This window comes from Cyanobacterium aponinum PCC 10605, from assembly GCF_000317675.1.
Taxonomy (GTDB): domain Bacteria; phylum Cyanobacteriota; class Cyanobacteriia; order Cyanobacteriales; family Cyanobacteriaceae; genus PCC-10605.
This window is the reverse complement of the sequence record NC_019776.1, coordinates 3,083,114-3,110,000: the sequence shown is the minus strand read 5'-3', so window position 1 is coordinate 3,110,000 and position 26,887 is coordinate 3,083,114. Positions and strand designations below refer to the sequence as shown.

The following is a 26,887-nucleotide window of genomic DNA, read 5'->3' as shown; positions in this document are numbered from 1 at the left end:
ACTAGAAACATTCAGACTTTAGAAAATAACAGCTTAAGAGTATGATAGAAAATTGGTCTATACTAAACTTTTATTGATAATGACGAATAAATATTCTATTACTTTGTTACCCGGTGATGGCATTGGCCCTGAAATTATGGCAGTCACCGTTGATGTTTTAAAAGTAATTGCTCAACAATGTGATTTAGAATTTTCATTTCAAGAGGCTTTGATTGGAGGGGCGGCAATCGATGCAACGGATACTCCTTTACCAACTGAAACTATTGAAAAATGTCGTCAGAGTGATGCGGTTTTATTGGCGGCTATTGGGGGTTATAAATGGGACAATTTACCGAGGGAAAAACGTCCTGAAACAGGGTTATTAGGTATTAGAGCGGCTTTAGGATTATTTGCTAATTTGCGTCCTGCGACTATCTTACCTCAATTAATTGATGCTTCTAGTTTGAAAAAAGAAGTAGTCGAAGGTGTTGATATAATGGTAGTGCGTGAGTTGACAGGTGGTATTTATTTTGGTCAACCCAAGGGAATTTTTACCTCGGAAACGGGGGAGAAACGAGGGATCAACACTATGGCTTATACTGTATCAGAAATTGATCGCATCGCTAAAGTGGCTTTTGAAACTGCCCAAAAACGAAAAGGGAAATTATGTTCTGTGGATAAAGCCAATGTACTAGATGTTTCTCAACTATGGCGCGATCGCCTCAATGCTATGGCTAGTCAATATCCTGACGTAGAATTAACTCATATGTATGTGGACAATGCGGCAATGCAGTTAGTTCGCAATCCCAAGCAATTTGACACTATTGTTACAGGTAATTTATTTGGGGATATTCTCTCTGATGCGGCGGCCATGCTAACTGGTAGTATTGGTATGTTACCATCAGCAAGTTTAGGAAGCGATCGCCCCGGTTTATTTGAACCCGTACACGGTTCAGCCCCTGATATTGCAGGACAGGATAAAGCTAACCCTCTGGCGCAAGTTTTAAGTGCGGCTATGATGCTTCGTTATGGTTTAAATGAACCATTGGCGGCGGATAAAATTGAACAAGCTGTCTTAAAAGTTTTAGATTTGGGCTACCGCACGGGAGATATTATGTCTGAAGGTTGTCAGGCGGTAGGTTGTCAAGGTATGGGAGAAGCCTTACTCAAGGTTTTATAGTTTTATTTCTGAAGGGGGGACAATAACTCTAAAAACCTTATAGGTAGAAGGTAGCAGGTATTAGATGTTAGGTTTTGTATCCACTAATATTTATCATTATCTCCATTTACTCAATGGTTCAAATAATAGGCAAAACTATTGGATTATCAACATTTTGAGATAATATGTCTGGCTATTTATTTCGTAAATACAAAATACTGTTCATGTATTTGAAACCTGCAACCTGAAACCTGAAACCTGAAACCTCTTTCCGAAACCCTAACAACCAAATACTTGAATATCTTTAAAAGCACATACGGGAGAGGCATGGCCAACCCTAATGGCTTGATTTGGCTCTCCCTTGCCACAGTAGGGAGTTCCATAAAATTCTCTGGTGGATTCATTCCCTACATAAATGAGATTGTGCCAGAAATGTTGGGTTACTCCTCGATAGTTGGGGTTTCTCAGGGTTTTAGTAATTTTACCGTTTTCGATTAATTGGGCATATTCACAACCGAATTGAAATTTGTTGCGGTAGTCATCAATAGACCATGAGCGGTTAGATTTCATATAAACTCCAAATTCGATCGCACTAATAATCTCATGGAAACTACTATTACCTGATTCTAAGTTTAAATTAGCCATGCGATCAATGGAAGGACGATTCCAAGAGGAAGAGCGAAAATTAGCCACTCCTTGAATATTTGACCTCTGCTGACTTTCAAGGCTACCTAATCCCCTAAGTAAGATACCGTCTTTAATTAAGTATTGTTTTTCTGCTTTTAGCCCTGCATCATCGTAACCATAACTGGCAAATTCCCCTTTAACAGTAGGATCAAAGGTAATATTCATCAAGGGCGAACCATAGGCAAGAGTACCAAAATCTGACAATTTGACAAAGCTACTTCCAGCGTAATTACGTTCATCTCCCAAAATGCGATCAATTTCCAAAGGATGACCTACACTTTCATGGATTTGCAACATCATTTGATCTGGTGCTAAAACAAGGGTAGTAGTCATGTTCGGACAGTCTTGGGCAAAAACTAACTCTACCGCTTCTTCTCCTATTTGTTGCACACGATTGAGGGTAATTTCAGGGTTAAAAACGTCCTTTCCTGCTTGATAACATCTAGCTAACATTCCGTTATCACTTCTTTTCTGAATAATATTACCATCTTGTGCGATCGCAGCATAATCAGTTTCCACAAGGGAAAATTGCTGTTGAATATTCGCCCCATTACTACTAACAAAATGAGAGGAAATATCACTAATTCCTGCCATAGCCGTAGCTTTAACCACTTTATCCGACACCCGAAGGCGATGACAAATTTGGACTAATAAATCATTTAACTCTTGGGGATGAACTAAATTAGCAGATTCAGTAATAGGGGATTGATAACTTCCCTTTGCGGGAGGTCTAATATCCGTATTAAATTTAAAAATACTCCATTTACTCGCTTTTTCAGCTTGTTGTTGAGCAATTTCTGCCGCCTGTTGAATTGCAGATTGATTCAAATGATTAGTCGCACAATAGCCTATTTGTCCATTAACCATTACTTCCACCATTACTCCATGATTTATTTTCCTGCCGTTACTTTGGGGTTTGCCGTCTCGGAAAATACGATGAGTAGTGGTTTCGTAAACTTGTCTTAATCCGATCCAGTCTGCATTAATATCAAGATTCTCAAGGGTTTTTTCAAGATCTAACATTTATTTATAATCAATTATTAATGAACTTTACCTATCATATATAAACTCAGTTCGGCTTAAGAATATTGGATATTGGATAGATGAATTTATTTTTTATTTTTGTATGTATTTCATGTTTCAAGTTAGCAACATCAAAATAGCTCTTAAACTTATAATTATCTAATTTTTAATTTCTTTTTGACTAGATTTCGTTAATTGTTCTATTTGCTCTAAAGTAGGATTTACATTATTAATATCTTCCGAAAGCCATAGTAAATATTCTATATTACCAGCCGGACCTGTAATAGGAGAATAGGTTAAATTTTGATATTGCCATCCGATTTCTAGGGCATGGCGTAAAACTTGATTGATAGCTTCTGCTTGTAAACGATAGTCTCTTACCACTCCATTCTTACCAACTTTTTCTTTGCCGACTTCAAATTGAGGTTTTACCAACAAAATAACATCTCTGGGAGTTATTAGTAATTCCCATAATTTTGCTAAAACTTTGGTTAAAGAAATAAAAGACAAATCCATTACTCCTAAGTCGGCTGGGGTTTCTCCTTGATAAAGTTTTTCTGGAGTTAGATGACGAAAATTAGTTCTTTCTAGGAGAGTAAGTCTTTCATCCTGTCTTATTTTCCATGCCACTTGCCCATAACCTACATCTACACCATAGACTTTTTTTGCCCCTTGTTGTAATAAACAATCGGTAAATCCCCCCGTGGAAATTCCTCCATCTAGGCAGATTCTACCTTTTACTTCTATTTTAAAAGATGCGATCGCTTTTATCAGTTTTTCTCCCCCTCTGGAAACGAAAGGAGGTTCTGATTCTACCTCTATAATGCTATCTAAAGACACCAAAGTCCCGGGTTTATCAACTATTTGTCCCTTAACTCTTACTTTACCTGCTCTAATTAGTTTCTGAGCAGTTGTTCTTGTGTCACATAATTGTTTTTCTGTTAATAGAATATCTATTCTTTCTTTATTTTTTGGCAAGATTTATTTCTCCTTGTTTATCTTTAAAAAGGGCAAAAGGCAAGAGGCAAACCCCTCTGTATTTCCCCTTTTAAGGGGAGAGGGCAAAGATGAATAGTGAATAATTAATAACTCCTAACTCTCTAACACCGTAAGGGTTGAATATATTCAACCCCTACCACCTGACACCTAACCTTATCGGATATTCTTAAACTGAACTGAGGTTAATTTATTTAACTCTGATAATACTTCTTGAGAATGTATTGCAGGACGTACCCCTAGAAATTTTGCTACCAAAATACCTTCAGGATTTATAATATAGGTATGACGGAGCGATCGACCACTTAACCATGAACCATAAGCCTTACTAACTTTACCTTCCGTGTCAGCTAAAAGGGGAAATTTTAATCCTTCTTCATCACAGAAATTTTGATGGGAATTAACATCATCGACGCTAACTCCGACAATCTCTGCATTCAAGTCATGATATTTCTGTAAATCCTGTTGAAATCTTTTTGCTTCTAAAGTACAACCGGGGGTGAAGTCTTGGGGATAAAAATATAACACCACCCATTTTCCTCGATAATCGTGCAAAGAAACTTCTCCGTCTCCTAAGTTTGTCGGCAGAGTAAAATCTGGTGCTGATTCGTTAAGGGAAGGTTGTATTCCTCCTAATGCCATAGCAGAAGGCATAAAATTAAAGGAAGCAATGAAAATAAAACTAAAGACAAGAATATTGCGTAATAAATGTTTGAACATAATTTATAACGAATGATTTAGCACTGCTATACTACTCTAATTTTGGCAATTTTAACTATTTCTTGATTCTAATTTTTTTGGTTCTTCTACTGTGGTTATCATAAATTAAGAGAAACAGGACTTCTATAACCTTTATTGAATAGTATTTATAGTAGAATAAAAACTAAAAGTTTAGGTTCTTCAGAGTGTGGTTATGATAAATTAAAGCCAAGAGAAAAAGTTAAAAGGGCAATGGGCAAAGGTGAATAGTGAACAGTGAATAGTGAATAGTTGATAATTACTCGTTACTCATTACTCATTACTCCCCTAAACCTGACACCTGCAAGCTGCAACCTGCAACCTGACACCTACCCTCACCAATAATTTACATACTCAAGGTTATAGAGCCATTGTTATCGATATTGAGGAAGACAATAAGGAGATTCTTCACAGGAAAATGTATTAATTAACTGAATCATTTGATAAAGACGACTAAATTTTTTTGCTTGTAAATGAAAGGCTATTTGAGGTAAATTTAGGCTATCTTTTTCTGATTTTGTTGGTCTTCTTCTTTCTATTTTACCTCTGGATAAAACATCAGCAAAACTATCATTTAATCCCTGAAGTTGGGCATCTGTTAAGTCGTAATTTAATCTAATTACGAATAAGTCTTCTATATAGCGACTAGAATGATATACTCGATAAAAATTGGTAATAATTTCACAGGCAGATTCTACATTATCTGTTATTTGATATATTTTTATGTCATCTTCTTGAATATATCCCCTAGCTAAAAGATTTTCTACCAAGTAATTATGCCAATTATGCCAATATTTACCACCTGGTTTATCGATTAAAACTAATGGTATTAAAGGTTGTCTTCCCGTTTGGCAAAGGGTTATGGTTTCAAATGCTTCGTCTTGAGTGCCAAATCCTCCGGGGAAAAGTGCGATCGCATCACTTTCTTTTAAGAAGAATAATTTGCGGGTAAAAAAGTATTTAAAATTAATTAATTTCGGATCATTAAAAATAAATTTATTGGCTGTTTGTTCAAAGGGTAATTTAATATTTAAACCGAAAGAATTATTTGACGAAGCTCCTTCGTTTCCGGCTTCCATAATTCCTCCCCCTGCCCCAGTTAAAACCATAAAACCTAACTGAGAAATAGCATGAGAAAAGTCTTTAGCCAGTAAATATTCAGGGCTATCCACAGGTGTTCTAGCAGAACCAAATACGGTTATTTTTCTTCTATTTTTGTAATCTGAAAAAGTCCGAAATCCTCTTTCTAAATCTTTTAATGTTCCCGTTAATATTTTCCATTCGAGGCGATCGAGTTCTTTTTTTTCAACAATTCTAATCAAAGTTTTAAAACTCTTTTTTAACCATTTACTTTTTTTGGTATTAGGTAAGTTTTTGACTAAATTTTTAATTGTTGCTAATGATGGAGAATTAACTAAAGACATTATATAATTTCTTTTAAATTGATAATGCAGAGAAAAATTGAAAAATGAATCATAGAGGAGAAAATTTTAACCTAGAGTAGAAAATATAGGAGAGCTAATAAGCAATGAGTTCGGGGTAATATTATTAACTATCAACTATTCATTAATTTACTATTCACTATTTACTAATTACTACTTTTACAAAACAGTCCCACGCAGAAATAATCAACGTGGGAGAAGTTGCTATCAAATAATTGCTTAAAGATGCTTTTCAAGGGTGTTAGACAAAGTAGTTTTAGGCACTGCACCTACTACCATATCTTTTTTTTCACCATCTTTAAAGACCATCAAAGTGGGAATGCTACGAATTCCGTATTGACTAGCAATTTGAGGATTTTCGTCGGTGTTTAATTTAACAACTTTCACCTTACCTTCATATTGTTGAGCTATTTCCTCTACCACCGGTGCAACCATACGACAAGGTCCACACCAAGGAGCCCAAAAGTCAACTAAGACAGGCAATTCACTATCTAAAACAACTTCTTTAAAATCCGCTTCTTTAACTTCTGTCACCTCTGACATTGCACTTATTTCCTTAAACTAAAGTTTTTTGCATTTTAAATACTATCAGATTTTACCATAGCAAATATTAGGACTCTTGCAGATAATTATTACTAGAAGTTTACATTACCTACTTGATTCATAATTCAAATCATAATCAAAAAAATCCGCCCCTAAAAATAAGAGCGGTTTATGGTGTGAGGAGTGAACGGAAACTTTGTCTCCGCCATCTCTATTCTAAAACAATTTAAGATGCGATCGAGGCTTCAGACGCAAAATTTCTTCTTAATTCCCTCAAAAGCAATAAATCTTAACATCACATCTAACCAACACTACCTTCTAACTTAAGACTGAGTAACTTATCAGCCTCCGCCGCAAACTCCATGGGTAACTCATTTAATACGTCTTTACAGAATCCACTTACCAACATAGAAATGGCATCCTCCTCAGAAATACCTCTTTGGGCAAAATAGAATAATTGATCCTCTCCAATCTTAGAAGTAGAAGCCTCATGCTCCAATTTAGCGGTATTGTTATCCACTTGAATATAAGGGAAAGTATTAGCCTCTGCATTGTCACCAATTAACATAGAATCGCATTGAGAGTAATTTCTTGCACCAGTGGCTTTATTACCCATTTTCACCAAACCACGATAGCTATTTTTGGATTTACCAGCCGAAATTCCCTTAGAAATAATTGTACTGCGGGTATTTTTGCCAATATGCACCATTTTTGTACCTGTATCCGCCTGTTGCATATTATTTGTCAGAGCAATAGAATAAAACTCCCCTACGGAATTATCACCCACTAAAACACAACTAGGATATTTCCATGTTATTGCTGAACCAGTTTCCACTTGTGTCCAAGAAATTTTTGAATTTACCCCTTTACACAAACCTCGTTTAGTCACAAAGTTATAAATACCACCCTTACCGTTTTCATCTCCAGCAAACCAATTTTGCACCGTAGAATATTTAATCTCAGCGTTATCTAAGGCAACTAATTCCACCACCGCCGCATGAAGTTGATTACTATCATACATAGGAGCAGTGCAACCTTCTAAATAGCTCACAGAAGCCCCTTCTTCCGCCACAATGAGAGTGCGTTCAAATTGTCCTGTTTCTCCGTTATTAATGCGGAAATAAGTTGATAATTCCATGGGACATTTAACCCCTTTAGGAATGAACACAAAAGAACCATCACTAAATACTGCGGAATTGAGAGCGGCAAAATAATTATCAGCAGTAGGAACAACAGTACCTAAATATTTTTGAACTAATTCAGGATGTTCGTGGAGGGCTTCAGAGATAGAACAGAAAATAACTCCAACTTCTGCCAATTTTTCTTTAAAAGTAGTGGCAATAGAAACACTATCAAAAATAGCATCAACAGCTACGTTACTTAATCTTTTTTGTTCAGAAAGGGGAATCCCTAATTTTTCAAAGGTTTCAAGCAAAGTGGGATCAACTTCATCTAAGCTATTTAATTTTTTCTTTTGCTGTTTAGGAGCGCAATAGTAGATAATGTTTTGGTAGTCGATAGCGGGATAGCCTACATGAGCCCATTTTGGTTCATTCATCTGTAACCATTGACGATAGGCTTTGAGGCGAAATTCAAGCATAAATTCAGGCTCATTTTTTTTAGCGGAGATTAATCTAATTACATCTTCATTTAAGCCTTTTGCGATCGTATCTGATTCAATATCCGTGATAAATCCGTATTTATAGGGCTGATTAACTAGGTTTTTTACAGTAGCGCTCATATTTAAGTTAATTAATTATTAAAATATATCTTCTTGATTTTTTAGTTTAACAACATTTTTGTTGTTTAAGTCGATTGTAAGCCATTTTAACCTGCTTTGCAAAACAATAAGTTTTCAGGGTGTTTAGGGGATGGGGGGAGAGGGAGATAAGGTGTCGGGTTTCAGGTTTCAGGTTTTAGAAGAAAGTAATGAGTTAGGAGTTAGTTAGGGGCGAATGGCCATTCGCCCGTACAGGAGTTGTGGGTTTTTAATTCTTAATTATCAACTATTTACCATTGCCCTCCCCCCTCTCGAGAGGGGAGAAAGGGGGGTTTGCCGTTTGCCTAAATTGCTTATTAACCTAATCATAACGTGATAGTTAAGCCCCTCAAGATAAGATAATGAGAGGCAAAAGTACATCATTTGATCATCATATTATTAAAAATAGTTATGAAAACTGAGCAAATTAAAGAGCAAGTAGTTAACATTGAAGAACATCAGTATTATTTTAATAGAGAATTAAGTTGGTTAGAGTTTAATTATCGAGTATTACAAGAAGCCCTAAGTGAAAGAACTTTGTTGCTAGAAAGGCTGAAATTTACTGCAATTTTTAGTTCTAATTTAGATGAATTTTTTATGGTTAGGGTGGCGGCACTAAAAAGACAAGTAGAAGCAGAAGTGACTAAGTTAACCCCTGATGGTAGAACCCCACTACAACAAATTCAAGATATTAATAAGCGTTTACGTCCATTAGTTAAGCAACAAGTAGAAAATTTTGAAAACAATCTCAAGCAAGAATTAACTAACCATAAAGTATATCTCATCAACTTTGTGGACTTAAATCAAGAACAGAGAAAATACTTAAACAACTATTTTGATACGAATATTTTTCCCGTTTTAACACCTTTAGCGGTTGATCCTAGTCACCCTTTCCCTCATATGTCGAATTTAAGCCTTAATTTGGCTGTTTTGGTCAAAAATCCCGACAGTGGGGCTGAATTATTCGCTAGGGTCAAAGTTCCTAAAACTCTTCCTCGTTTTGTAACTTTTCCCCCTGAATTGTGCCAAGTGAGTAATCTTGATGATGATCCTCTTTGGGTAGGTGTGCCTTTAGAGCAAGTGATTGCCCATCATTTAGAGACGTTATTCCCCGGTATGGATGTTCAAGAATGTCATAATTTTCGTTTAACCCGTGATGCTGATTTAGGGGTGCAAGAGGATGAAGCTGATGATTTACTTTTAGCTATTAAACAAGAGTTGAGAAAACGACATTTTGCGGGTTCGGCGGTAAGATTAGAAATTCATCCTACTATGCCAGAAAATATTAAACAAATGTTGATGCAGGGTCTAGGTTTGGAGGAAATGGATATTTATGAAATAGATGGTTTATTGGGGTTGAATGATTTATTTGCTTTTATGGGCTTACCTTTGCCACAATTAAAAGATGTTCCTTGGAATGGTATTGTACCCCCTCCTTTTGATCAGTTTCAAACTTTGGAGATGGCTAGGGCTAATGAAAGTGATGATAATGTAAGTGATGAGTTTTTTGCAATGATTCGTAAATCTGATTTATTGGTACATCATCCTTATCATTCTTTTTCTGCTACTGTACAACAGTTTATTACTCAAGCGGCTCATGATCCAGATGTCATGGCAATTAAAATGACGCTTTATCGTACTTCGGGAGATTCTCCTATTATTAAAGCCTTAATTGATGCGGCGGAGAATGGTAAACAGGTGGTGGCTTTGGTGGAGTTGAAAGCCCGTTTTGATGAGGAAAATAATATTATTTGGGCGAGAAAACTAGAAAAAGCAGGGGTACACGTTGTTTATGGTATCGTGGGTTTGAAAACTCATACTAAAATTGTTTTAGTTGTCAGAAAAGAAAAAGATAAAATTCGTCGTTATGTGCATATTGGCACAGGAAATTATAATCCTAAAACCGCTAAACTTTACACCGATGTGGGTTTAATTAGTTGCCGAGAAGATTTAGGGGCAGATTTAACCGATTTATTTAATTTTTTAACGGGTTACTCTAAACAGCAATCTTTCCGTAAGTTATTAGTTGCCCCAGTAACAATGCGCGATCGCATGATTGAAATGATTGAAAGGGAAGCGGAACACTGTCGAAATAATGGTACTGGTAGAATAGTAGCAAAAATGAATTCTTTGGTAGATGTGCAGATTATCCGTGCTTTATATCGTGCATCTCAGGCAGGGGTAAAAATAGACTTAATTATCAGGGGTATTTGTTCTTTACGTCCCGGAGTGGAAGGGGTGAGTGAAAATATTAAGGTTATTAGTATTGTGGGGCGTTTTCTGGAACACTCACGAATTTTTTATTTTCAAAATAACGGACAAGAAGAAATTTATATCGGTAGTGCTGATTGGATGAGTCGTAATCTTTCTCGTCGAGTCGAGGCAGTAACACCCATTGAAGATCCTGATTTAATGAAACAATTACAAGAAATTTTGGGCATTATGTTAGCAGACAATCGTCAATCATGGGAATTGCAAAGCGATGGAACATATATCAGAAGAGAAGCAAAAGAAGGAGAGAAGGAGTTGAATACTCATGAAGTCTTAATGAATATGGCTCTGAATAGCAGTACGATGATTTAGTTTTTCTCTGTGGAGATTGAGAATAGAGTAAAGGGCAAACCCCCCTTTATCCCCCCTCTCGAGGGGGGAGGGCAAAAGGTAAGGGGCAAAGGTAATAAATTGTAATAAAGAATGAGGAATTTACTTTTCCATTAACTCAATAGGGAATTATAATTTTGAATGTTAAGATCAAAGAAAAAATATTCTCAAAATAATGAAAAAACTATCACCATTGATAATATTAAGTCTTTTATTATTGTCAGGTTGTGGTGTATTTGGTGGTGGAGGAAGTGACAATCAAGCTAATATTACTCCGACTCCCCCTCAACAACCAACTCCTGACGGAGAAAACCAACAAGAAAATCCTGAAGAGACGGTTATAGAAGAAAATATGGGCAGTACCAATAGTGTTCCTAATGCTCTTATTCCTTCAACTAATCCTAAAGAGAGACTTAACCAAATAAGTCAGGGAAGAGGTGATCCATTTGGTTCTATTCGCCCTCCGGCGGTAGTTAAAGTGTCTGCTAGTCAACCTGTTCCCCCCTCCGCAGTTGCTAAAGCTATTTTGCGTGAGCCAGTGTCTAATGTTTCAGAAGGGGTAAATAATGCTGGAAACTCTAATACTGCCAGTGGTAGAAACTCGCAAAATCCTACTTTGAGTAAGGATGGAACGCCGATTAGTGATCAGAAATTTGATGCAGAAGGAAATGTTATTCCATACGCTCCACCTGAACCAAAAGAGGCTGAGAGTATTGTTATTTCAGGAATTGCAGATCTACAAGGACAGAATATTGCTTTTGTGACAACTCCTTGGGACAATATGACTCGTAGTGTCCGAGTGGGAGATACTTTGTCAAGTCAAGATTCTGGGGTAATGATTCGAGTTAAAGATATTCGTTTTACATATCCTCAAACTATTGCCTTAAGGGATAATAATCAAATTGTTTATCAGAATATTAATGATTCTAATGGTATTGTGGTTTTGGAACAGTATGGGCAACAGGTTACCAAAGAAATTGTCGGAGTCCAACAAGATCCTGTAGAATCACAAGGATAATATGATGATTATTTATTATTGCTAATAGGGAGGAAATAACTACATTGTCTCAAACTATCACTAATCAAAAACAAAAAAATCTTAGTTGTCATCGTTTACCTTTGGCGGTTTATCGAGAAGTCGCCGCCCATTTAAGACAAGTGGAAGGAGTTAGCACCCAATTACTACCTCAAAAGGCAAAGGATTTTGATTATTTACAAAGTCAGGTAGGAGGTTTAAGTGTTAGTTATCCTGATCAATTAGAGATTGAAACTCAGGTGAATAGCATCTTAGCTTATTATGAAAATAAATACGGTAAGTGGGAAACTGTGGATGATGATGCTTTATAAATGAGATTTATGGGGATATTTGACAAAATCCTAAAATTTTAGTGACAGACAATGAACTCATCTATTTCAACTCCTCAACCTTTGATTAAACTAGATAACATTTATAAAATTTATGGTAGCGGTGATATTCAAGTTAATGCCTTATCCGCTATCAATCTCAAGATAGAATCAGGGGAATATTGTGCGATTATGGGTTCTTCTGGTTCGGGAAAGTCCACGATGATGAATATTTTAGGATGTCTCGATCGCCCCACTGCAGGTAATTATTATCTTAATGGTAAAAATGTGGCGGATTTATCCCGAAAAGAATTAGCTCATATTCGCAATGAACAAATTGGGTTTGTTTTTCAACAGTTTCACCTTTTACCCCAATTAAGCGCCCTTGAAAATGTCATGTTACCAATGATATATGCAGGAATTTCTGAATCAGAAAGGAAAAAAAAGGCAACGGAAGCATTAATTAAAGTTGGTTTAGAAGCAAGGATTAATAATAAGCCTAATCAGTTATCTGGGGGACAACAGCAAAGAGTTGCGATCGCACGTGCTATAGTAAATAATCCATTAATTTTATTAGCAGATGAACCGACCGGGGCTTTGGATTCAGAAACAACAAAAGAGGTTATGAGTATTTTTCGCCAACTCAATGAGGAAAAAATTACCATCATCTTAGTGACTCATGAAAAAGATGTTGCAGAAGAAACCAAAAGAATTATTCACTTTGCTGATGGAAAAATTATCAGTTAATTCGCAATCAAAGGGTAAAGGGCAAAAGTTTTTAATTAACACGAACCCATCCCCATAAGGGTTGAATATATTCAGCCCCTACCACCTGACACCTGCAACCGTCAAACCTCTTCCCCAACTTTAACTACGCAAAGTAACAGCAAATTGTTTAGTCAACGCATCCCGAATTTTATTATGGATAGGGTCAACATCACTATCTTTTAATGTACCATCGGGCGATCGATATACTAGACTAAAAGCAAGACTGCGTTTTCCTTCCTCTACATTTGCTCCCTTATACTCATCAAATAATTTAACATCCACAAGGGTTTTACCCCCCGCTTTACGCATCGCATTAACGATGTCTGCGACGGTTAAATCAGTGGAAGCAAAGAAAGCTAAGTCACGTTCTACAGAGGGATAAGTAGAATAGGCTTTGAAAATGGGGGTTTGTAAATATTTTTGGTCTAAAAAGGTGATTAATGGCTCTAATTGTAATTCAAACACATAAACAGAGTTAGGTAAATCCCTTTCTTGACATAACTGGGGGTGAAGTTGCCCAAAAACGCCGATTCTAGTTTTATTTAACCATAAACCTGCAGTACGTCCGGGATGGAGGCGATTATCGTTTGATTCTGCTTTATAGGTAATGGGTGCTTTTAAAGCCTTGAATAGACTTTCTAAGATGCCCTTGGCTTCATACCAAGTCATGGGTTGAGGTTTACCACTTCTTGTCCAAATACCATCGGTATATAGATCACCGCCTATAATGCCTCCTAGTGCGTCTCCTTCGGCTTTGTTTTCATTTTCGAGCCAAAAAATTCGTCCAATTTCAAAACCTTTTAAATAGCCGTTTCCTTGAGCTTGATTGTATTCAAAGGCGTTGATTAAACCATCGATGAGATTGCTACGCAAGGCAGAATATTCACTGAAAAGGGGATTAGCGATTTTTATTTGGGCTTGATTGGCACTAACAAGGGAGTATTGCATTAATTCTGTTAAGCCTAACCCTTGTAAACTAGAGCGAATTTTCCGTTGAATTTGCAAGTTTGTGGGAATATAACCGACTTCTGATTGAGTGGGCAAAGTATCGGTAAAATGATCATAACCGTATAAACGAGCGACTTCTTCAATTAAGTCAATTTCTCTTTCTAAGTCACGATAACGGTAAGGAGGGACTGTGACAAGCCAGATTAGGGGAGATTCGCTTTTTACTTCCAGTTTACAGCCTAAATCCTCTAAAATTCTTACAATATCTTCTTTTGGTACATCAATGAGCTTTTCTTCTTGTTTGACTTTCCCTAACACTTGATAGATGCGATCGCACCTTAATTCTATGGTATTTTGGAAACTGCTACTACGATTATCAGCGACAATTTGAGTGGAAACTGTGCCTCCTGCTAATTCGGTAATGAGAGAAACCGCACGATTCAAGGCTTTTTCTAACTCCACCTGATTAACACCCCTTTCATAACGGGTAGAAGACTCAGTGCGAATCCCCTGACATTTACCACTACGACGAATAGGCACAGGCTCAAACAAAGCCGCCTCTAAAATAATATTCTGGGTGTTATCATCTACTTCGCTATCTTCACCCCCCATAACTCCTGCTAAAGCAACAGGGTGATTATTGGCAGTAATAACTAAATTTTGGGCTTGTAAATCACGTTTTTGCCCATCTAAAGTAGTTAAAGTTTCCTTATCGTTAGCAAAACGCACCCCAATAGTTAATTCTTGAGAGTTGGCAATATGGTAGAGTTTTTCCCTGTCAAAAGCGTGTAAAGGTTGCCCCCATTCTAATAAGATATAGTTAGTAACATCCACAACATTATTGATGGGGCGTACTCCTCCCGCTTCTAAACGCCATTGCAACCATTGAGGAGAAGGGGCGATTTTCACATTTTCAATCATTGTACCAATATAAGCCGTACAAGCAGAAGGCTCATCAATTTTGATTGCTGTCAATCCTCCCTGCTGATTGGGGTTAATGTCTCCATTAATGGCAGGTAAGGTTAATTCTCCTCCTGTCAAAGCCGCAACTTCTCTGGCAACTCCCACCATACTTAAAGCATCGGCACGGTTAGCAGTGGCGGTAATGTCTAAAATAACGTCATCTAAGCCTAAAATGGGTCGAATATCCTGCCCTACTTGCAAATCTCCCTCTAAGATTTTAATTCCTTCGCTTTCCTTTGCCAAGCCTAATTCTGCTAAGGAGCAAATCATGCCCTTACTTTCTACTCCCCTAAGTTTAGCAGGTTTGATTTTTATATCCACATTGGGCAAATAAGTACCGAGGGTGGCAACGGGTACAAATATATCTTGTCTCACATTGGGTGCACCGCAAACGATTTGGGAAGGGGTTTCTTCTCCTATATCCACTTGACATAAACTAAGTTTATCAGCATTAGGATGGCGATCGCATTTTATTACTTTTCCGACAACAACTCCATCCGCCCAACTTCTCCTATCTTCGGTGTCTTCCACTTCAAAACCAGCAATGGTAAGGATTTTGCCTAATTCTTCAGGGGTAATGGAAATATTAACTAATTCTTTTAACCAGTTGAAAGAGATACGCATTCTTTAATATCAAATTACTATATATAGATGAGCTAATCTTCTATTATCAATGAATTTCGAACGTGAGTAAACAAGGATTTTTTCTCAATCATTTGAATAAGCTAAGGATTTATTTTTATTGCCTGATGACTTAATCTATTTAAATAACCTTAGTTCAGTTTAAGAATATCGGATAGGGTTAGGTGTCAGGTGTCAGGTTGCAGGTTTTAGAAGAAAGTAATAAGTGTTCGGAGTTTTTAATTCTTAATTCTTAATTCTTAATTCTTAATTATTCATTTTTGCCCTTTACCCTTTGAATTGTCGAAATCCCCATATTTTACTCCTTCGGCATAGCCGCAAAAATAGCATCTGCATCGACTGTCACAACAATTTCACCATTATTTTTGATCCAATAACCTCTTAAAAATGGTGCTAATTCAGGAGTGACAGCTGAAGCAGGAGGGGAGTGGATATCGCTTGTGTCACACAATTCAATATCATTCACATCACTCACAATTAAACCAATTAAATCACCAGAAGCACTATTTCTTAAATTTTGATTACTAGGATGAATAACAACTGCTTTATGATTGGAGGCAATCACTGATTGTTGATACCAAGGAGTAAAACCTAATAATTGTCCCAAATCTACCATCCAAATAATTTGCCCCCGCCAATTATATACTCCTATCACCCATGACGGCATTTCAGGAATCGGAATAATTTGTCCTAAAGGTATTTTTAGCACTGCGGCAATTTCTGACAAAGAAATCATCAAGTTAGTGTCTGGTAATAAGACAAATTTCAGAAACCGTTGTTGAAAGACAGTTGTATTTTGACTAGAAGGCTTTGCAACAGATAAAGGAGATTCACTCATGGTATTTTACGTGTCGAATCTAAAAAAATATTGTATTAAATCGTGATATATCGAACAATAACAAAAAAATTTATAACAACTATTATTTCTCCATTTTCACTTTAAAATTTTTACCCCCAAAAGTGATACAACTCAAATAAAATCAATATAGACAACTCCTACCCCAAATATTTTTATGTAATGGGGATTTGTCATCATAGATGAGTCAATAACTATAATCTTCAAGGACATAACTTTAGTTTGACAAGAAAGAAAGAATAAAAAATAATTGTTGTAACATCAGATTATGACCTTTGCCAATATAATTTTTACCTAAATAGTATTGAAAATTAACTCATTGGAGATGTCTAATTTTTTGCAAATTTGATCAACTAAATCAGTTTTTTGACAGCACTGAGGAATTCTTCTTTATCCACTGGTTTAGGAATATAAGCATCTGCACCTTGCTTCATTCCCCAAAATTTGTCCATTTCACTACCTTTTGTAGAACACATAATGATTGGTATTTTACCCGTGTTTGTACCTGATTTTATTTCTCGACATACTTCAAAACCACTTTTCCCCGGCAAGACTACATCTAAAACGACGAGGTCTGGGGTATTACCTTTGATTTTTTCGAGGGCTTCTTCTCCACTTTCGGCAGTTGTAACACTAATACCCAATTCTTGTAAATAACCTGTTAAAATTTTTCTTTCAGTGGAAGAATCGTCAACAATTAATGCGTTTCCCATATTTTTATTACCTCTATATGTTTGTTATTTGGATACTGCTTAATAATTAAATAATAATAATAATGATATAACAATACCTAACGTCATTTTTGCGAAATTCATTCTTACTACCTCATAAAACAATGATTAAGTAAGAATAACTTAAGCAACCCCGATTTTTAAGTGTTTACGGATAGTTTCTAAAACCAAAGTAGGATCAATGGGTTTACCTAAAAAGTCTGATGAGCCAACCATCTTCGCTCTTACTCTATCGACAATACCGTCGTTTCCTGTGAGGATAACAATTGGGGTATGCTTGAAAAAAGTTAGTTTGCGCAGTTGGCTACAAATTTCATAACCATTGGCATTTGGCATAATCAAATCAAGAAAGATAATATCTGGTTTTTTTGATAGTAAAACTGCGATCGCTCTTAAAGCATCATTAATACCAACAAAGTTGTAACCAGCTTCAGTGATAATTTTTTCCATGGTTTGACAAATCAAGGGACTATCGTCAACACAGGCGACAGTTATTTTCTGATTGTTGAGAATACCACTGTCAGAATCATTTTTTTGAGGTAATTTAGGCGGTTCTATATCATTGATTTCAATTAGTCTAACTAATCCCCTTTGGATATACGGTAAAAGAGAGCGAGTCACTGTAACAACATCTCTTTTCATTCTTACTGACAAATCTCTCAGAGTCTGTTGTCCATCCAAAAGTTGACTGAGAGTTTGATAAATTTGCGGATTCGTTTGCTGTTGCAACTCCTGAGGTTGTGCGATGATTGGAGCCATATCGGGAGAGCGATCGGCAATTTTCGCCCCTTGCCATGCCTGCCATAATTTTTGAGCTTCTGCAATTAATTGTTCTGCATCAATTAATACTAAACGAGTAGAAAAAGGCAAGTTTTTATCGGGTTTTAGCTGACAAGTTACTTGCATAGCTTGGGTAACATCAAACAAAACCTCAACAATATTTTGACGAATCATTTTCGCCGCTTGTTCGAGAGTGATTTTCTGTTGCTCTACCCAAAAACATAATAGTTCATATTCCCAACAATTATTTTCCCCTGTTAAATCCAAACTATCCACATCTGCTTGAATTGCTGCCATGTGAGAGGGGATATTGGGTAAATGGGCGACTAAATTACGACGCCACCTTCTGACGGGATGATTTCCCCCTGTGGCATAAACTAATCTTCCTAAATAGAGATAAAATACCCATTTACTGTGATTAGGTCCTGTGAGCAGAAGTTGACCACTAAAACGAGGCTGTTTTAAATTCTCAAAAAAACCCGTTTGTTTGACACCAGTAAACTCTTTAAACGGTATTGGATTAGAAGCGTTTTCGTTAGAATTCATTTACTCTTATTATTTATACTTTAATATATTGATCGATGATAGCTTTAAGAATAATTAAAAATAAACAATCAACTTTATTTACCTATGATAATATCCTAGCTTGATTTAGCATAGAGAAACTAAATTTCAATAATCGGAGTTTTGGGATTGGGGAGAAAAGAGTTCGGAGTTAGGAAAGAGGTTTCAGGTTTCAGGTTTCAGGTTTTAGGATGCAGGGTATTGGGTTTTATTTTAAGGGGAGACACAGAGGGGTTTGCCCCTTGCTCTTTTTACTTTGCTCTTTGCCTTCACTTTCCTAATATAGATTGACTGCGAGAAGCTAAACGGGCTTTTCCCGAAGTTGCCCAATTTTGTAAAAATTCGATCTGTTCTTTTGCAGTACGGGCTAAAGGTATAATTTGACTAGCGGCACTTAATATATCTTCGGTGGTGAAGTCTCGGTTTTCACTGAAGCCAATGTGCATTGCTTCTATGATAGTTTGTTCGATTTCTGCCCCTGAAAATTCTGGAGTTTCGTAAGCAAGGCGTTTAATATCGTAGGTTTGCAGGTTATGGGGGCGTAGTCTGTTTAAATGTACTGTAAAAATAGCTTCTCTTTCTGCTTGGGAGGGTAGCCCAACGAAAAAGACTTCATCAAAACGCCCTTTTCTCAGTATTTCAGGTGGAAGGGTTTGAATATTATTGGCAGTGGCAACCACAAAAACAGGGCTTTGTTTTTCTGCTAACCAAGTGATAAATGTACCAAATACTCTTGAAGTTGTGCCAGAATCCCCTTTACCGTCTGCCCCGGCAAAGCCTTTATCTATTTCGTCAATCCAGAGAATGCAGGGGGATAAGGCTTCAGCTATTTGTATCATTTGTCGGGTACGGGATTCAGATTCTCCCACTAAACCACTAAATAGTCTTCCTACGTCCAGTCTTAAGAGGGGTAAATGCCAGTGATGGGCGATCGCTTTTGCGGTTAATGATTTTCCTGTCCCTTGAATACCCACAAGTAGTAATCCTCTGGGATAAGGTAAACCGTAAGCTCTGGCGGATTCACTGAATGCCCCTCCTCTTCGCAATAGCCATTCTTTGAGGTTGTCTAAACCGCCAATGTCGGATATTTGTTCTTTGGTAGGGTAGTAGTCAAGGATTTGTGTTTGCCGTATGGACTGTTTTTTTTCCTCTAGTATCAGTTCTACGTCTTCCCCTTCTAATTTGCCATTTTGTGCGATCGCCCTTGTTATGACCCTTCTAATACGTTCTAAGGACAATCCCTGAGCAGAGCGAACTAACTCCCCTAAAAATTGTTCACTAAGATTTTGACGGGTAGCCGATAAAAGTCGTTGAATTTCACTCTTGATTTCTTCGGCTTGGGGTAAGGCAAACTCGACAATGGTAAATACTTCTCTTAATTCTGTGGGCAGATTAACTTCAGGGGCAATAATAACGATATTTTTTGGTTGAGCTTTGAGACTACGAGCTAAATTACGCAATTTACGAGAGATAGAAATATCTTCTAAAAAACGGTGAAAATCCCTCAAAATAAATACTCCTCCTGTGTTAGAAGGTAATTTCTCCAAAAACTCTAACGCTTGTAATGGATTACGTCTGCCAAAATTAGCATTGTTGGGATTATCTTGATAACCTTCCACAAAATCCCAAATATATGTATGACGATTACCTAAACTTTGTGCCACAGATGCGATCGCTTTTTCTACTCTTTCTTCTTCCTGACTGGGAATATAAATGAGGGGATAACAAGCCCTTAACAAGAGGGAAAATTCTTGATTAAATTGGTTCATGATAATCTTTTATGTTTGTATGATCAATATCTATAGAAGTTAAAGATAATTTAACTTAATGTCGAAAGAAGTCCCACGCCTAGTTTACTACTAATTTATGAAGAGCCAAGTTAAAAGGGCAAAGGGCAAAGATAATTAATTACTGATGTTACGCAAAAAGATAATTAGTTGTTGTTTTGAGGTATCAGGTGTCAGGTTTCAGGTTTCAGGTTGCAGGAACAGCAGGTGTTGAGAGAAAGTAATGAGTAACAAATAATGAGTGTTCGGGGTTTTTAATTCCTAATTCTTAATTTTTCCTTTGCCCTCCCCCCTCGAGAGGGGGGATAAAGGGGGGTTCGCCTCTTGCCTTTTGCCTTTTTTTCTCCATCATTCATAGATGAAAATTTATCCCGAACTCAGGTTAAGATAGCCTAATCGTCCTACAATCATCAAATGAGTTTCTAATTCTTTGAGTGAGCTATTTGCCATAGAAAGATGACGAATATAATCACCCAAATGATTTCTCCCTTTTCCTTCTGCGATGTTGGCAGGAATTGAAACTGCGGCTCTTTGTATTTGACTACTTAAACCATAAATTTCTGTTTTGGGAAATAGAGAAGTTAATTGATAACATATTACTACCAAATCCATTGATTTTTGCCAAACCGTTAAATCTCGATAACTTTTTAGTTCAATCATTTTTATTATTTCCTGAAACCTGAAACCTGAAACCTGAAACCTCCCTTAACTTAACACATCAATAAGTGCGTAACGTCAGTTAATTAGTTTCTTCCTAATACCCTAATACTCTGAGTTCCTATCCTTGACCTTTTAGTTAAAATGTATCGAAAAAAACTGTCTTGAGTAAAGGATTAGAGCTAAGATAATAAGGTTATATAAAAAATGTCTATGATGAGATAAAATTTGGTGAGTTTTCCTATTACCGGGGAGAAAATAACCATTTGACCAATATATCTTCATTATTTAATAATGATTAATTGCTACCTAAGTTAGATTAGTAAAATAAAATAAGAGCAAGTTGTTCGTAACTAGACAAGAAATAAACTAGAGAAAAACTTGCTCCTGTGTGTGCTGTGAATCATTTTAGGTTAGTGATATTTTCTTTTCTGTGGTTAAATCAGTAAGTAACATCGAGAGTTAAAGTAGAGATTAAGCTAAAAAATATTATGACTTCAGTGACTACTAATTATCAAGAAGATTTGAGTATATATTCGAGTTCAGAATTATTACTACGCCACCGACTGAAATTAGTTGAAAATTTATGGGAATCAGTATTAGCTAATGAATGTGGACAAGAGTTGATAGATTTGTTAGAAAGATTAAAGTCGGCTTGTTCTCCAGAAGGTCAAACCACCGAAACTGAAAATTTTTCTGTGAGTAAATGGATTGAGGAATTAGAATTAGATGATGCCATTAAAGCCGCCCGTGCTTTTGCTTTATATTTTCAGTTAATTAATATTGTTGAACAGCACTACGAACAAAGAACACAAAAACTTATTCGTCGCACTACCACTGAGGCTCAGGTTAACGCTATCCAAAAACCGTCAGTAAATAATAAGACTTCTTCTATAGATGGGGATAGTTATTTTCATCCTAAGCTCAATCCTAGCAGTGGTGGAACTTTTCACTGGCTTTTTCCCCATTTAAAAACTTTGAATGTGCCACCCCAGAAAATTCAAAAGTTATTGGATGAGTTAGATATTAGTTTAGTTTTTACTGCACACCCTACAGAAATTGTGCGTCATACTATTCGTAAAAAACAAAGACGTATTTCTTATATTTTAGAGCATCTGGACAGAGCAGAAGAATCTTATCGAGCCATGGGATTAACTAACTCTTGGGAGGCAGAAAATTATCGTCAATGTCTGTTAGATGAAATTCGCATTTGGTGGCGTACAGATGAATTACATCAGTTTAAACCCACTGTGTTAGATGAAGTTGATTACGCTTTACACTACTTCCAAGAAGTTTTATTTAATACCATTCCAGAGCTATTCGTTCGATTAAAACAGGCTTTGAATAACACTTTCCCTAAATTACAACCTCCTACTCACAAATTCTGCTATTTTGGTTCATGGGTGGGGGGCGATCGCGATGGAAACCCTTTTGTAACCCCAGAGGTAACATGGTCAACCGCTTGTTATCAGAGAAATTTGGTGTTAGAGAAGTATATTGACTCTGTGAATCAGTTGGGGGATATTCTCAGTTTGTCTCTCCATTGGAGTAATGTTTTACCTGAGTTGTTAGACTCCCTAGAGCGCGATCGCATCTTTATGCCAGAAGTTTATGATAAATATTATGTTCGTTATCGTCAAGAGCCTTATCGCTTGAAATTAGCCTATATTGAGCAAAAATTGGAAAATACAAAAGCAAGAAATGAAGCCTTATCCAATCCCGAAACAAGAAAGTCGATTAAACTAGCTCATAAAGATGATAATGTTTATCCCACTACCGCCGATTTTTTAACAGATTTAAACCTAATTAAAGCTAATCTCGAACATACTGGCTTAAATTGCAAAGAATTAGAGCATTTAATTTGTCAGGTAGAAATTTTTGGTTTCCATCTAACTCCCTTAGATTTTCGTCAAGATTCTTCCCGTCACTCAGAAGCATTAAATGAAATAGCCGAATATTTAGGAGTTTTAGATAAACCCTACAATGAATTATCAGAAGACGAAAAAACCGCATGGTTAACCCAAGAATTAAAAACCCGTCGCCCCTTAATCCCCAGTGAAGTCACTTTTTCTGATAATACCAAAGAGACGATCGAAACTTTTAAAGTTCTAAGAGGATTACAATTAGAATTTGGCTTAGATATATGTCATACCTATATTATTAGCATGACTAACTATGTCAGTGATGTATTAGAAGTATTATTACTAGCAAAAGAAGCAGGATTATATGATCCAATTTTGGGAGTAACAACTATTCGCATCGTGCCTCTATTTGAAACCGTAGAAGACTTAAAACGAGCACCAGAAGTAATGACAGAATTATTTGAATTACCCCTTTATCGTGCTTGTTTAGCGGGTGGTTATGACAATGTGGACAAATCATCTTCTTTCCTCAATCTACCGGAATTAGAGCCAAAAAATCTCCAAGAAATAATGCTAGGTTACTCCGACAGTAACAAAGACTCAGGATTTATGAGTAGTAACTGGGAAATTCACAAAGCTCAGAAAAATCTAGCAAGAATCGGCGATAAATACGGCTTAAACATTAAAATCTTTCATGGCAGAGGTGGTTCAGTCGGTAGAGGAGGAGGCCCCGCTTACGCCGCTATTTTAGCACAACCTACATCCACCATTAACGGTAGAATAAAAATTACCGAACAAGGGGAAGTTTTAGCCTCTAAATACTCCTTACCAGAATTAGCACTGTATAACCTCGAAACCATTAGCACTGCGGTTATTCAAGCTAGTTTATTAGGCAGTGGATTCGATGATATTGAGCCTTGGAATGAAATCATGGAAGAAATCTCCGTTGCTTCCCGTAAGGCTTACCGTCAACTAATTTACGAACAACCAGACTTCCTCGACTTCTTCTTATCTGTTACTCCCATTGAAGAAATCAGTAAATTACAAATAAGTTCACGTCCCGCTCGTCGTAGTAGTGGCAAAAAAGATATATCATCCTTAAGAGCGATTCCTTGGGTATTTAGTTGGACACAAAGCCGTTTCTTACTTCCTGCTTGGTATGGTGTCGGCACAGCATTACAGCAATTTTTAGATCAAGAACCAGAAGAAAACTTAAAATTATTAAGATATTTCTATCTTAAATGGCCTTTCTTCAAAATGGTGATTTCTAAAGTAGAGATGACACTTTCTAAGGTTGATTTACAAATGGCGAGTCACTATATCGAAGAATTAGCAAAACCTGAAGATAAAGAGCGTTTCTTAAAGGTATTTAACCAAATTGCGAAAGAATACTACTTAAGTCGAGAAATGGTGCTAAAAATCAACGAACAGGGCAGATTATTAGATAATGATCCCGATTTACAACGGTCTGTACAATTGAGAAATGGTACGATTGTACCATTAGGTTTTTTACAAGTATCGTTATTAAAACGCCTGAGACAATACGCCAATCAAAACAAAGCAGGTTTGATTCATTTCCGTTACAGCAAAGAGGAGTTATTGCGGGGAGCATTGTTAACCATTAACGGTATCGCCGCAGGAATGCGTAACACCGGTTAATATGAGGATTCAGTGTTGGGGTATTAAGGTGGTAGGGGTTGAATATATTCAACCCTTACGGGACATTTTTTTTATCTTAACTCCTGTACGGGCGAATGGCCATTCGCCCCCAACCAACTCTGAACTCAAATGATTGCCCCTTGTTCTTTTTTCCCAATTCCTCTTTAAAATATCTCCTACTTACTAATAATTAAACAGTTTCCAACATTAACTTAGAACGTTTAATATTCTCTGGGATCTCAATGGGGTAATTGCCATTAAAACAAGCAGTACAGAAACTCTGAGGATTTTGAGATGTAACCTTTAACATTCCTTCCTCTGAGAGATAAGTTAAAGAATCTACCTCTATTTGACGGGCAATTTCTTCTACGCTCTTAGTAGCGGCAATGAGATGATCTTGACTATCCGTGTCAATACCATAAAAACAAGGATGAGTAACGGGAGGAGATGAGATTTTCATGTGAACTTCGATCGCACCTGCATCTCTTAAGGCACGAACAATTTTGCGGCTAGTTGTACCCCTCACAATAGAATCATCAATAATAATAACTCGTTTTCCTTCTAAAACATCCTTAAGGGGGTTTAGTTTCATGCGGATACCGTGTTCACGCATATGTTGAGTAGGTTGAATAAAAGTTCTTCCCACATAACGATTTTTAATTAAACCTTCTTGATAAGTAATGCCCGAATGACGAGAATAACCAATGGCCGCAGGAATACCAGAATCAGGTACACCCATAACAATATCTGCATCCGTCAAAGACTCTTTTGCTAACTGTTCTCCCAGTCTGAGACGATAAGCATATAAACTATCATGACCCATAATACTGTCAGGACGGGCAAAATAAATCATTTCAAATACGCATAGCTTAGGATTGGAAGCCTCAGTCCACTTTTTAGAGGTCAAACCATTATCATCAATCCAGACTAATTCACCCGGTTCAACATCTCGAATATACTCCGCTCCGATAATATCTAAAGCACAGGTTTCAGAAGCCAAAACGTAGCGATTAATATTATTTTCTTGACGGATAGTACCAATTACTAAAGGACGAACGCCATGGGGATCTCTTGCTCCAATTATACCATCAGGCGTACCAATTACTAAACTGTAAGCACCCTGACACCACTTAAAAGAACTAATAGCTGCCTCAATCCAATCTTTACCCGTGTCCACCTCTTTCCCAATCATAATCGCAATCATTTCTGAATCAGTAGTAGAAACGTATTGACCATTGCGGCGATCGAGTTCTTGCCTCAATTCTAAAGTATTAACTAAGTTACCATTATGGGCGAGGGCTAACTTTCCTAAACGGGTATCAACAACAGCAGGTTGTGCATTGACTTTCAAACTTGATCCAGTGGTAGAGTAACGGGTATGACCAACAGCAATCTGACCTTGTAAATTTGCTAAAATAGACTCGTTAAATACTTGGGAAACCAAGCCCATATCCTTGTAAGAATAACAAGAACCATTATCAAAAGTAGCAATTCCTGCTGATTCCTGTCCCCGATGTTGAAGGGCATATAAACCAAAGTAAGCTAATTTGGCAACGGTTTCTTCTGGTGCGTAAACCCCAAAAACCCCACAGGCTTCTTCTGGCTTATCCCCATACAAAATAGAATGCTCGTTTACTGATGAATTATGTTGATTATCCTTCATATTTTGACCTGATTTCTCTCTACCTGATCAGTTGATGATTTTGACATTGCACAAGGTAGATCTTAACAGAATTTTCGGGCTATTTGTCTTTTTTTTTAACCAATCCTTAAACAATAGTATTATCTCCCTTTTTTCCCATCAAATAGTATTATTAAGAGAACTCATTAGTCATAGCTCTGGATGTAGAAGGTTATTCATGTGTATGTATTATCTTCTCCAGTAGAAATATTGAGTAAATGGGGAAAGAAATTAACAACTATTTTGAAAATTTCTCTTGCTTTTTTAAATCTGATCAGTTATGATAGATAAGTGTCAATTAGCTGGGTGTGTAGCTTAGTGGATTAGAGCGGCTGACTACGGATCAGCAGGTCGGGGGTTCGAGTCCCTCCACGCCCGTAAATAAATTATAGATAGCTCCAAAATCATAACAGTTAACTCTAAAAGATTAGAGCTTACTATCTTACTCAAACTTGAATCAATACTCTTTCTTTTGTCAAACTCCGTAAGCCTTTGTAATTTTCAAATTTTTTGATTCTTGTATGTTAATCACTCGAACTAATATTTAGGACTTTAAACTTTGTCTTTTTTTCTCTTCTTGAAAAGACAACCCAAAAATTTTATATCGAACAGAGTTTAAGATATACAGGCTTTAGTTCTGAGTCTTTTTCATGTAAGATTAACAATAAGTTGATAGTGATTATTGACTCGATTCTATCGAAATAAAAATGTTGATGTG

General features: G+C 36.7%; 19 protein-coding genes and 1 tRNA gene. 7 read left to right on the top strand and 13 right to left on the bottom strand.

Annotated elements, in window-relative coordinates:
* The first annotated feature begins 79 nt into the window (after positions 1–79).
* Positions 80–1,159, top strand: coding sequence for a 3-isopropylmalate dehydrogenase (gene leuB, locus CYAN10605_RS12995; protein WP_015220408.1), 1,080 nt, complete (start codon positions 80–82; stop codon positions 1,157–1,159).
* A gap of 258 nt (positions 1,160–1,417) precedes the next feature.
* Here the strand turns inward: leuB and CYAN10605_RS12990 are convergent, their stop codons facing one another.
* The 6 genes from CYAN10605_RS12990 to sufB all read right to left on the bottom strand — a co-directional run bounded on the left by CYAN10605_RS12990 (position 1,418) and on the right by sufB (position 8,308).
* Positions 1,418–2,848, bottom strand: a complete 1,431-nt coding sequence (locus tag CYAN10605_RS12990) for a TldD/PmbA family protein (protein WP_015220407.1) — start codon at positions 2,846–2,848, stop codon at positions 1,418–1,420.
* A gap of 159 nt (positions 2,849–3,007) precedes the next feature.
* Positions 3,008–3,826, bottom strand: coding sequence for a TlyA family RNA methyltransferase (locus CYAN10605_RS12985; RefSeq protein ID WP_015220406.1), 819 nt, complete (start codon positions 3,824–3,826; stop codon positions 3,008–3,010).
* 174 nt (positions 3,827–4,000) lie between these two features.
* On the bottom strand, positions 4,001–4,564 hold the full coding sequence (locus tag CYAN10605_RS12980) for a peroxiredoxin (RefSeq protein WP_015220405.1): 564 nt from the start codon (positions 4,562–4,564) through the stop codon (positions 4,001–4,003).
* Positions 4,565–4,956: 392 nt separating this feature from the next.
* Complete coding sequence (locus tag CYAN10605_RS12975; RefSeq protein ID WP_015220404.1) at positions 4,957–6,006, bottom strand: LOG family protein; 1,050 nt, start codon at positions 6,004–6,006, stop codon at positions 4,957–4,959.
* A gap of 237 nt (positions 6,007–6,243) precedes the next feature.
* Positions 6,244–6,567: a thioredoxin gene (gene trxA, locus CYAN10605_RS12970; protein WP_015220403.1), complete on the bottom strand. Its 324-nt coding sequence runs from the start codon at positions 6,565–6,567 to the stop codon at positions 6,244–6,246.
* 301 nt (positions 6,568–6,868) lie between these two features.
* Entirely contained in the window at positions 6,869–8,308 is a 1,440-nt protein-coding gene (gene sufB, locus CYAN10605_RS12965) for a Fe-S cluster assembly protein SufB (protein ID WP_015220402.1), read from the bottom strand.
* Between the two features lie 429 nt (positions 8,309–8,737).
* Between sufB and ppk1 the strand changes: the two genes are divergently transcribed.
* The 4 genes from ppk1 to CYAN10605_RS12945 all read left to right on the top strand — a co-directional run bounded on the left by ppk1 (position 8,738) and on the right by CYAN10605_RS12945 (position 13,018).
* Entirely contained in the window at positions 8,738–10,909 is a 2,172-nt protein-coding gene (gene ppk1 / locus CYAN10605_RS12960) for a polyphosphate kinase 1 (RefSeq protein ID WP_015220401.1), read from the top strand.
* 193 nt (positions 10,910–11,102) lie between these two features.
* On the top strand, positions 11,103–11,945 hold the full coding sequence (locus CYAN10605_RS12955; RefSeq protein WP_015220400.1) for a hypothetical protein: 843 nt from the start codon (positions 11,103–11,105) through the stop codon (positions 11,943–11,945).
* 44 nt (positions 11,946–11,989) lie between these two features.
* Positions 11,990–12,274 carry a hypothetical protein gene (locus CYAN10605_RS12950; RefSeq protein ID WP_015220399.1) on the top strand — a complete coding sequence of 95 codons (285 nt, stop codon included), beginning with the start codon at positions 11,990–11,992 and terminating at the stop codon, positions 12,272–12,274.
* A gap of 51 nt (positions 12,275–12,325) precedes the next feature.
* A complete protein-coding gene (locus CYAN10605_RS12945; RefSeq protein ID WP_015220398.1) occupies positions 12,326–13,018 on the top strand; it encodes an ABC transporter ATP-binding protein in 693 nt (230 codons plus the stop codon).
* 120 nt (positions 13,019–13,138) lie between these two features.
* Here CYAN10605_RS12945 and pheT read toward each other — a convergent pair whose 3' ends face one another.
* The 6 genes from pheT to CYAN10605_RS12915 all read right to left on the bottom strand — a co-directional run bounded on the left by pheT (position 13,139) and on the right by CYAN10605_RS12915 (position 20,970).
* On the bottom strand, positions 13,139–15,574 hold the full coding sequence (pheT, locus tag CYAN10605_RS12940; protein ID WP_015220397.1) for a phenylalanine--tRNA ligase subunit beta: 2,436 nt from the start codon (positions 15,572–15,574) through the stop codon (positions 13,139–13,141).
* 316 nt (positions 15,575–15,890) lie between these two features.
* Positions 15,891–16,430, bottom strand: coding sequence for a chemotaxis protein CheW (locus CYAN10605_RS12935; protein ID WP_015220396.1), 540 nt, complete (start codon positions 16,428–16,430; stop codon positions 15,891–15,893).
* A gap of 371 nt (positions 16,431–16,801) precedes the next feature.
* Positions 16,802–17,161, bottom strand: a complete 360-nt coding sequence (locus tag CYAN10605_RS12930) for a response regulator transcription factor (protein ID WP_015220395.1) — start codon at positions 17,159–17,161, stop codon at positions 16,802–16,804.
* Between the two features lie 141 nt (positions 17,162–17,302).
* Positions 17,303–18,505, bottom strand: coding sequence for a response regulator (locus CYAN10605_RS12925; RefSeq protein WP_015220394.1), 1,203 nt, complete (start codon positions 18,503–18,505; stop codon positions 17,303–17,305).
* Positions 18,506–18,792: 287 nt separating this feature from the next.
* The gene (locus CYAN10605_RS12920) at positions 18,793–20,292 is read right to left on the bottom strand and encodes a Ycf46 family AAA ATPase (RefSeq protein ID WP_015220393.1); all 1,500 of its coding nucleotides are present in this window, start codon (positions 20,290–20,292) and stop codon (positions 18,793–18,795) included.
* A 384-nt stretch (positions 20,293–20,676) separates the two neighbouring features.
* The gene (locus CYAN10605_RS12915) at positions 20,677–20,970 is read right to left on the bottom strand and encodes a four helix bundle protein (protein WP_015220392.1); all 294 of its coding nucleotides are present in this window, start codon (positions 20,968–20,970) and stop codon (positions 20,677–20,679) included.
* 488 nt (positions 20,971–21,458) lie between these two features.
* Here CYAN10605_RS12915 and ppc point away from each other — a divergent pair, with 488 nt between their 5' ends.
* Positions 21,459–24,488 (top strand): phosphoenolpyruvate carboxylase, encoded by a 3,030-nt coding sequence (gene ppc, locus CYAN10605_RS12910; RefSeq protein WP_015220391.1) that lies wholly within the window; start codon positions 21,459–21,461, stop codon positions 24,486–24,488.
* 190 nt (positions 24,489–24,678) lie between these two features.
* Here ppc and purF read toward each other — a convergent pair whose 3' ends face one another.
* Positions 24,679–26,151: an amidophosphoribosyltransferase gene (gene purF / locus CYAN10605_RS12905; RefSeq protein WP_015220390.1), complete on the bottom strand. Its 1,473-nt coding sequence runs from the start codon at positions 26,149–26,151 to the stop codon at positions 24,679–24,681.
* Between the two features lie 322 nt (positions 26,152–26,473).
* Here purF and CYAN10605_RS12900 point away from each other — a divergent pair.
* A tRNA-Arg gene (locus CYAN10605_RS12900) sits at positions 26,474–26,547 on the top strand.
* Positions 26,548–26,887: the final 340 nt, after the last annotated feature.

What these genes read in the sequence shown, in the direction of transcription:
- leuB (WP_015220408.1), top strand. Translation starts at nt 80, where the DNA reads ATGACGAATAAATATTCTATTACTTTGTTACCCGGTGATGGCATTGGC.
- CYAN10605_RS12990 (WP_015220407.1), bottom strand. Translation starts at nt 2,848, where the DNA reads ATGTTAGATCTTGAAAAAACCCTTGAGAATCTTGATATTAATGCAGAC.
- CYAN10605_RS12980 (WP_015220405.1), bottom strand. Translation starts at nt 4,564, where the DNA reads ATGTTCAAACATTTATTACGCAATATTCTTGTCTTTAGTTTTATTTTC.
- CYAN10605_RS12975 (WP_015220404.1), bottom strand. Translation starts at nt 6,006, where the DNA reads ATGTCTTTAGTTAATTCTCCATCATTAGCAACAATTAAAAATTTAGTC.
- trxA (WP_015220403.1), bottom strand. Translation starts at nt 6,567, where the DNA reads ATGTCAGAGGTGACAGAAGTTAAAGAAGCGGATTTTAAAGAAGTTGTT.
- sufB (WP_015220402.1), bottom strand. Translation starts at nt 8,308, where the DNA reads ATGAGCGCTACTGTAAAAAACCTAGTTAATCAGCCCTATAAATACGGA.
- ppk1 (WP_015220401.1), top strand. Translation starts at nt 8,738, where the DNA reads ATGAAAACTGAGCAAATTAAAGAGCAAGTAGTTAACATTGAAGAACAT.
- CYAN10605_RS12955 (WP_015220400.1), top strand. Translation starts at nt 11,103, where the DNA reads ATGAAAAAACTATCACCATTGATAATATTAAGTCTTTTATTATTGTCA.
- CYAN10605_RS12945 (WP_015220398.1), top strand. Translation starts at nt 12,326, where the DNA reads ATGAACTCATCTATTTCAACTCCTCAACCTTTGATTAAACTAGATAAC.
- pheT (WP_015220397.1), bottom strand. Translation starts at nt 15,574, where the DNA reads ATGCGTATCTCTTTCAACTGGTTAAAAGAATTAGTTAATATTTCCATT.
- CYAN10605_RS12935 (WP_015220396.1), bottom strand. Translation starts at nt 16,430, where the DNA reads ATGAGTGAATCTCCTTTATCTGTTGCAAAGCCTTCTAGTCAAAATACA.
- CYAN10605_RS12930 (WP_015220395.1), bottom strand. Translation starts at nt 17,161, where the DNA reads ATGGGAAACGCATTAATTGTTGACGATTCTTCCACTGAAAGAAAAATT.
- CYAN10605_RS12925 (WP_015220394.1), bottom strand. Translation starts at nt 18,505, where the DNA reads ATGAATTCTAACGAAAACGCTTCTAATCCAATACCGTTTAAAGAGTTT.
- CYAN10605_RS12920 (WP_015220393.1), bottom strand. Translation starts at nt 20,292, where the DNA reads ATGAACCAATTTAATCAAGAATTTTCCCTCTTGTTAAGGGCTTGTTAT.
- CYAN10605_RS12915 (WP_015220392.1), bottom strand. Translation starts at nt 20,970, where the DNA reads ATGATTGAACTAAAAAGTTATCGAGATTTAACGGTTTGGCAAAAATCA.
- ppc (WP_015220391.1), top strand. Translation starts at nt 21,459, where the DNA reads ATGACTTCAGTGACTACTAATTATCAAGAAGATTTGAGTATATATTCG.
- purF (WP_015220390.1), bottom strand. Translation starts at nt 26,151, where the DNA reads ATGAAGGATAATCAACATAATTCATCAGTAAACGAGCATTCTATTTTG.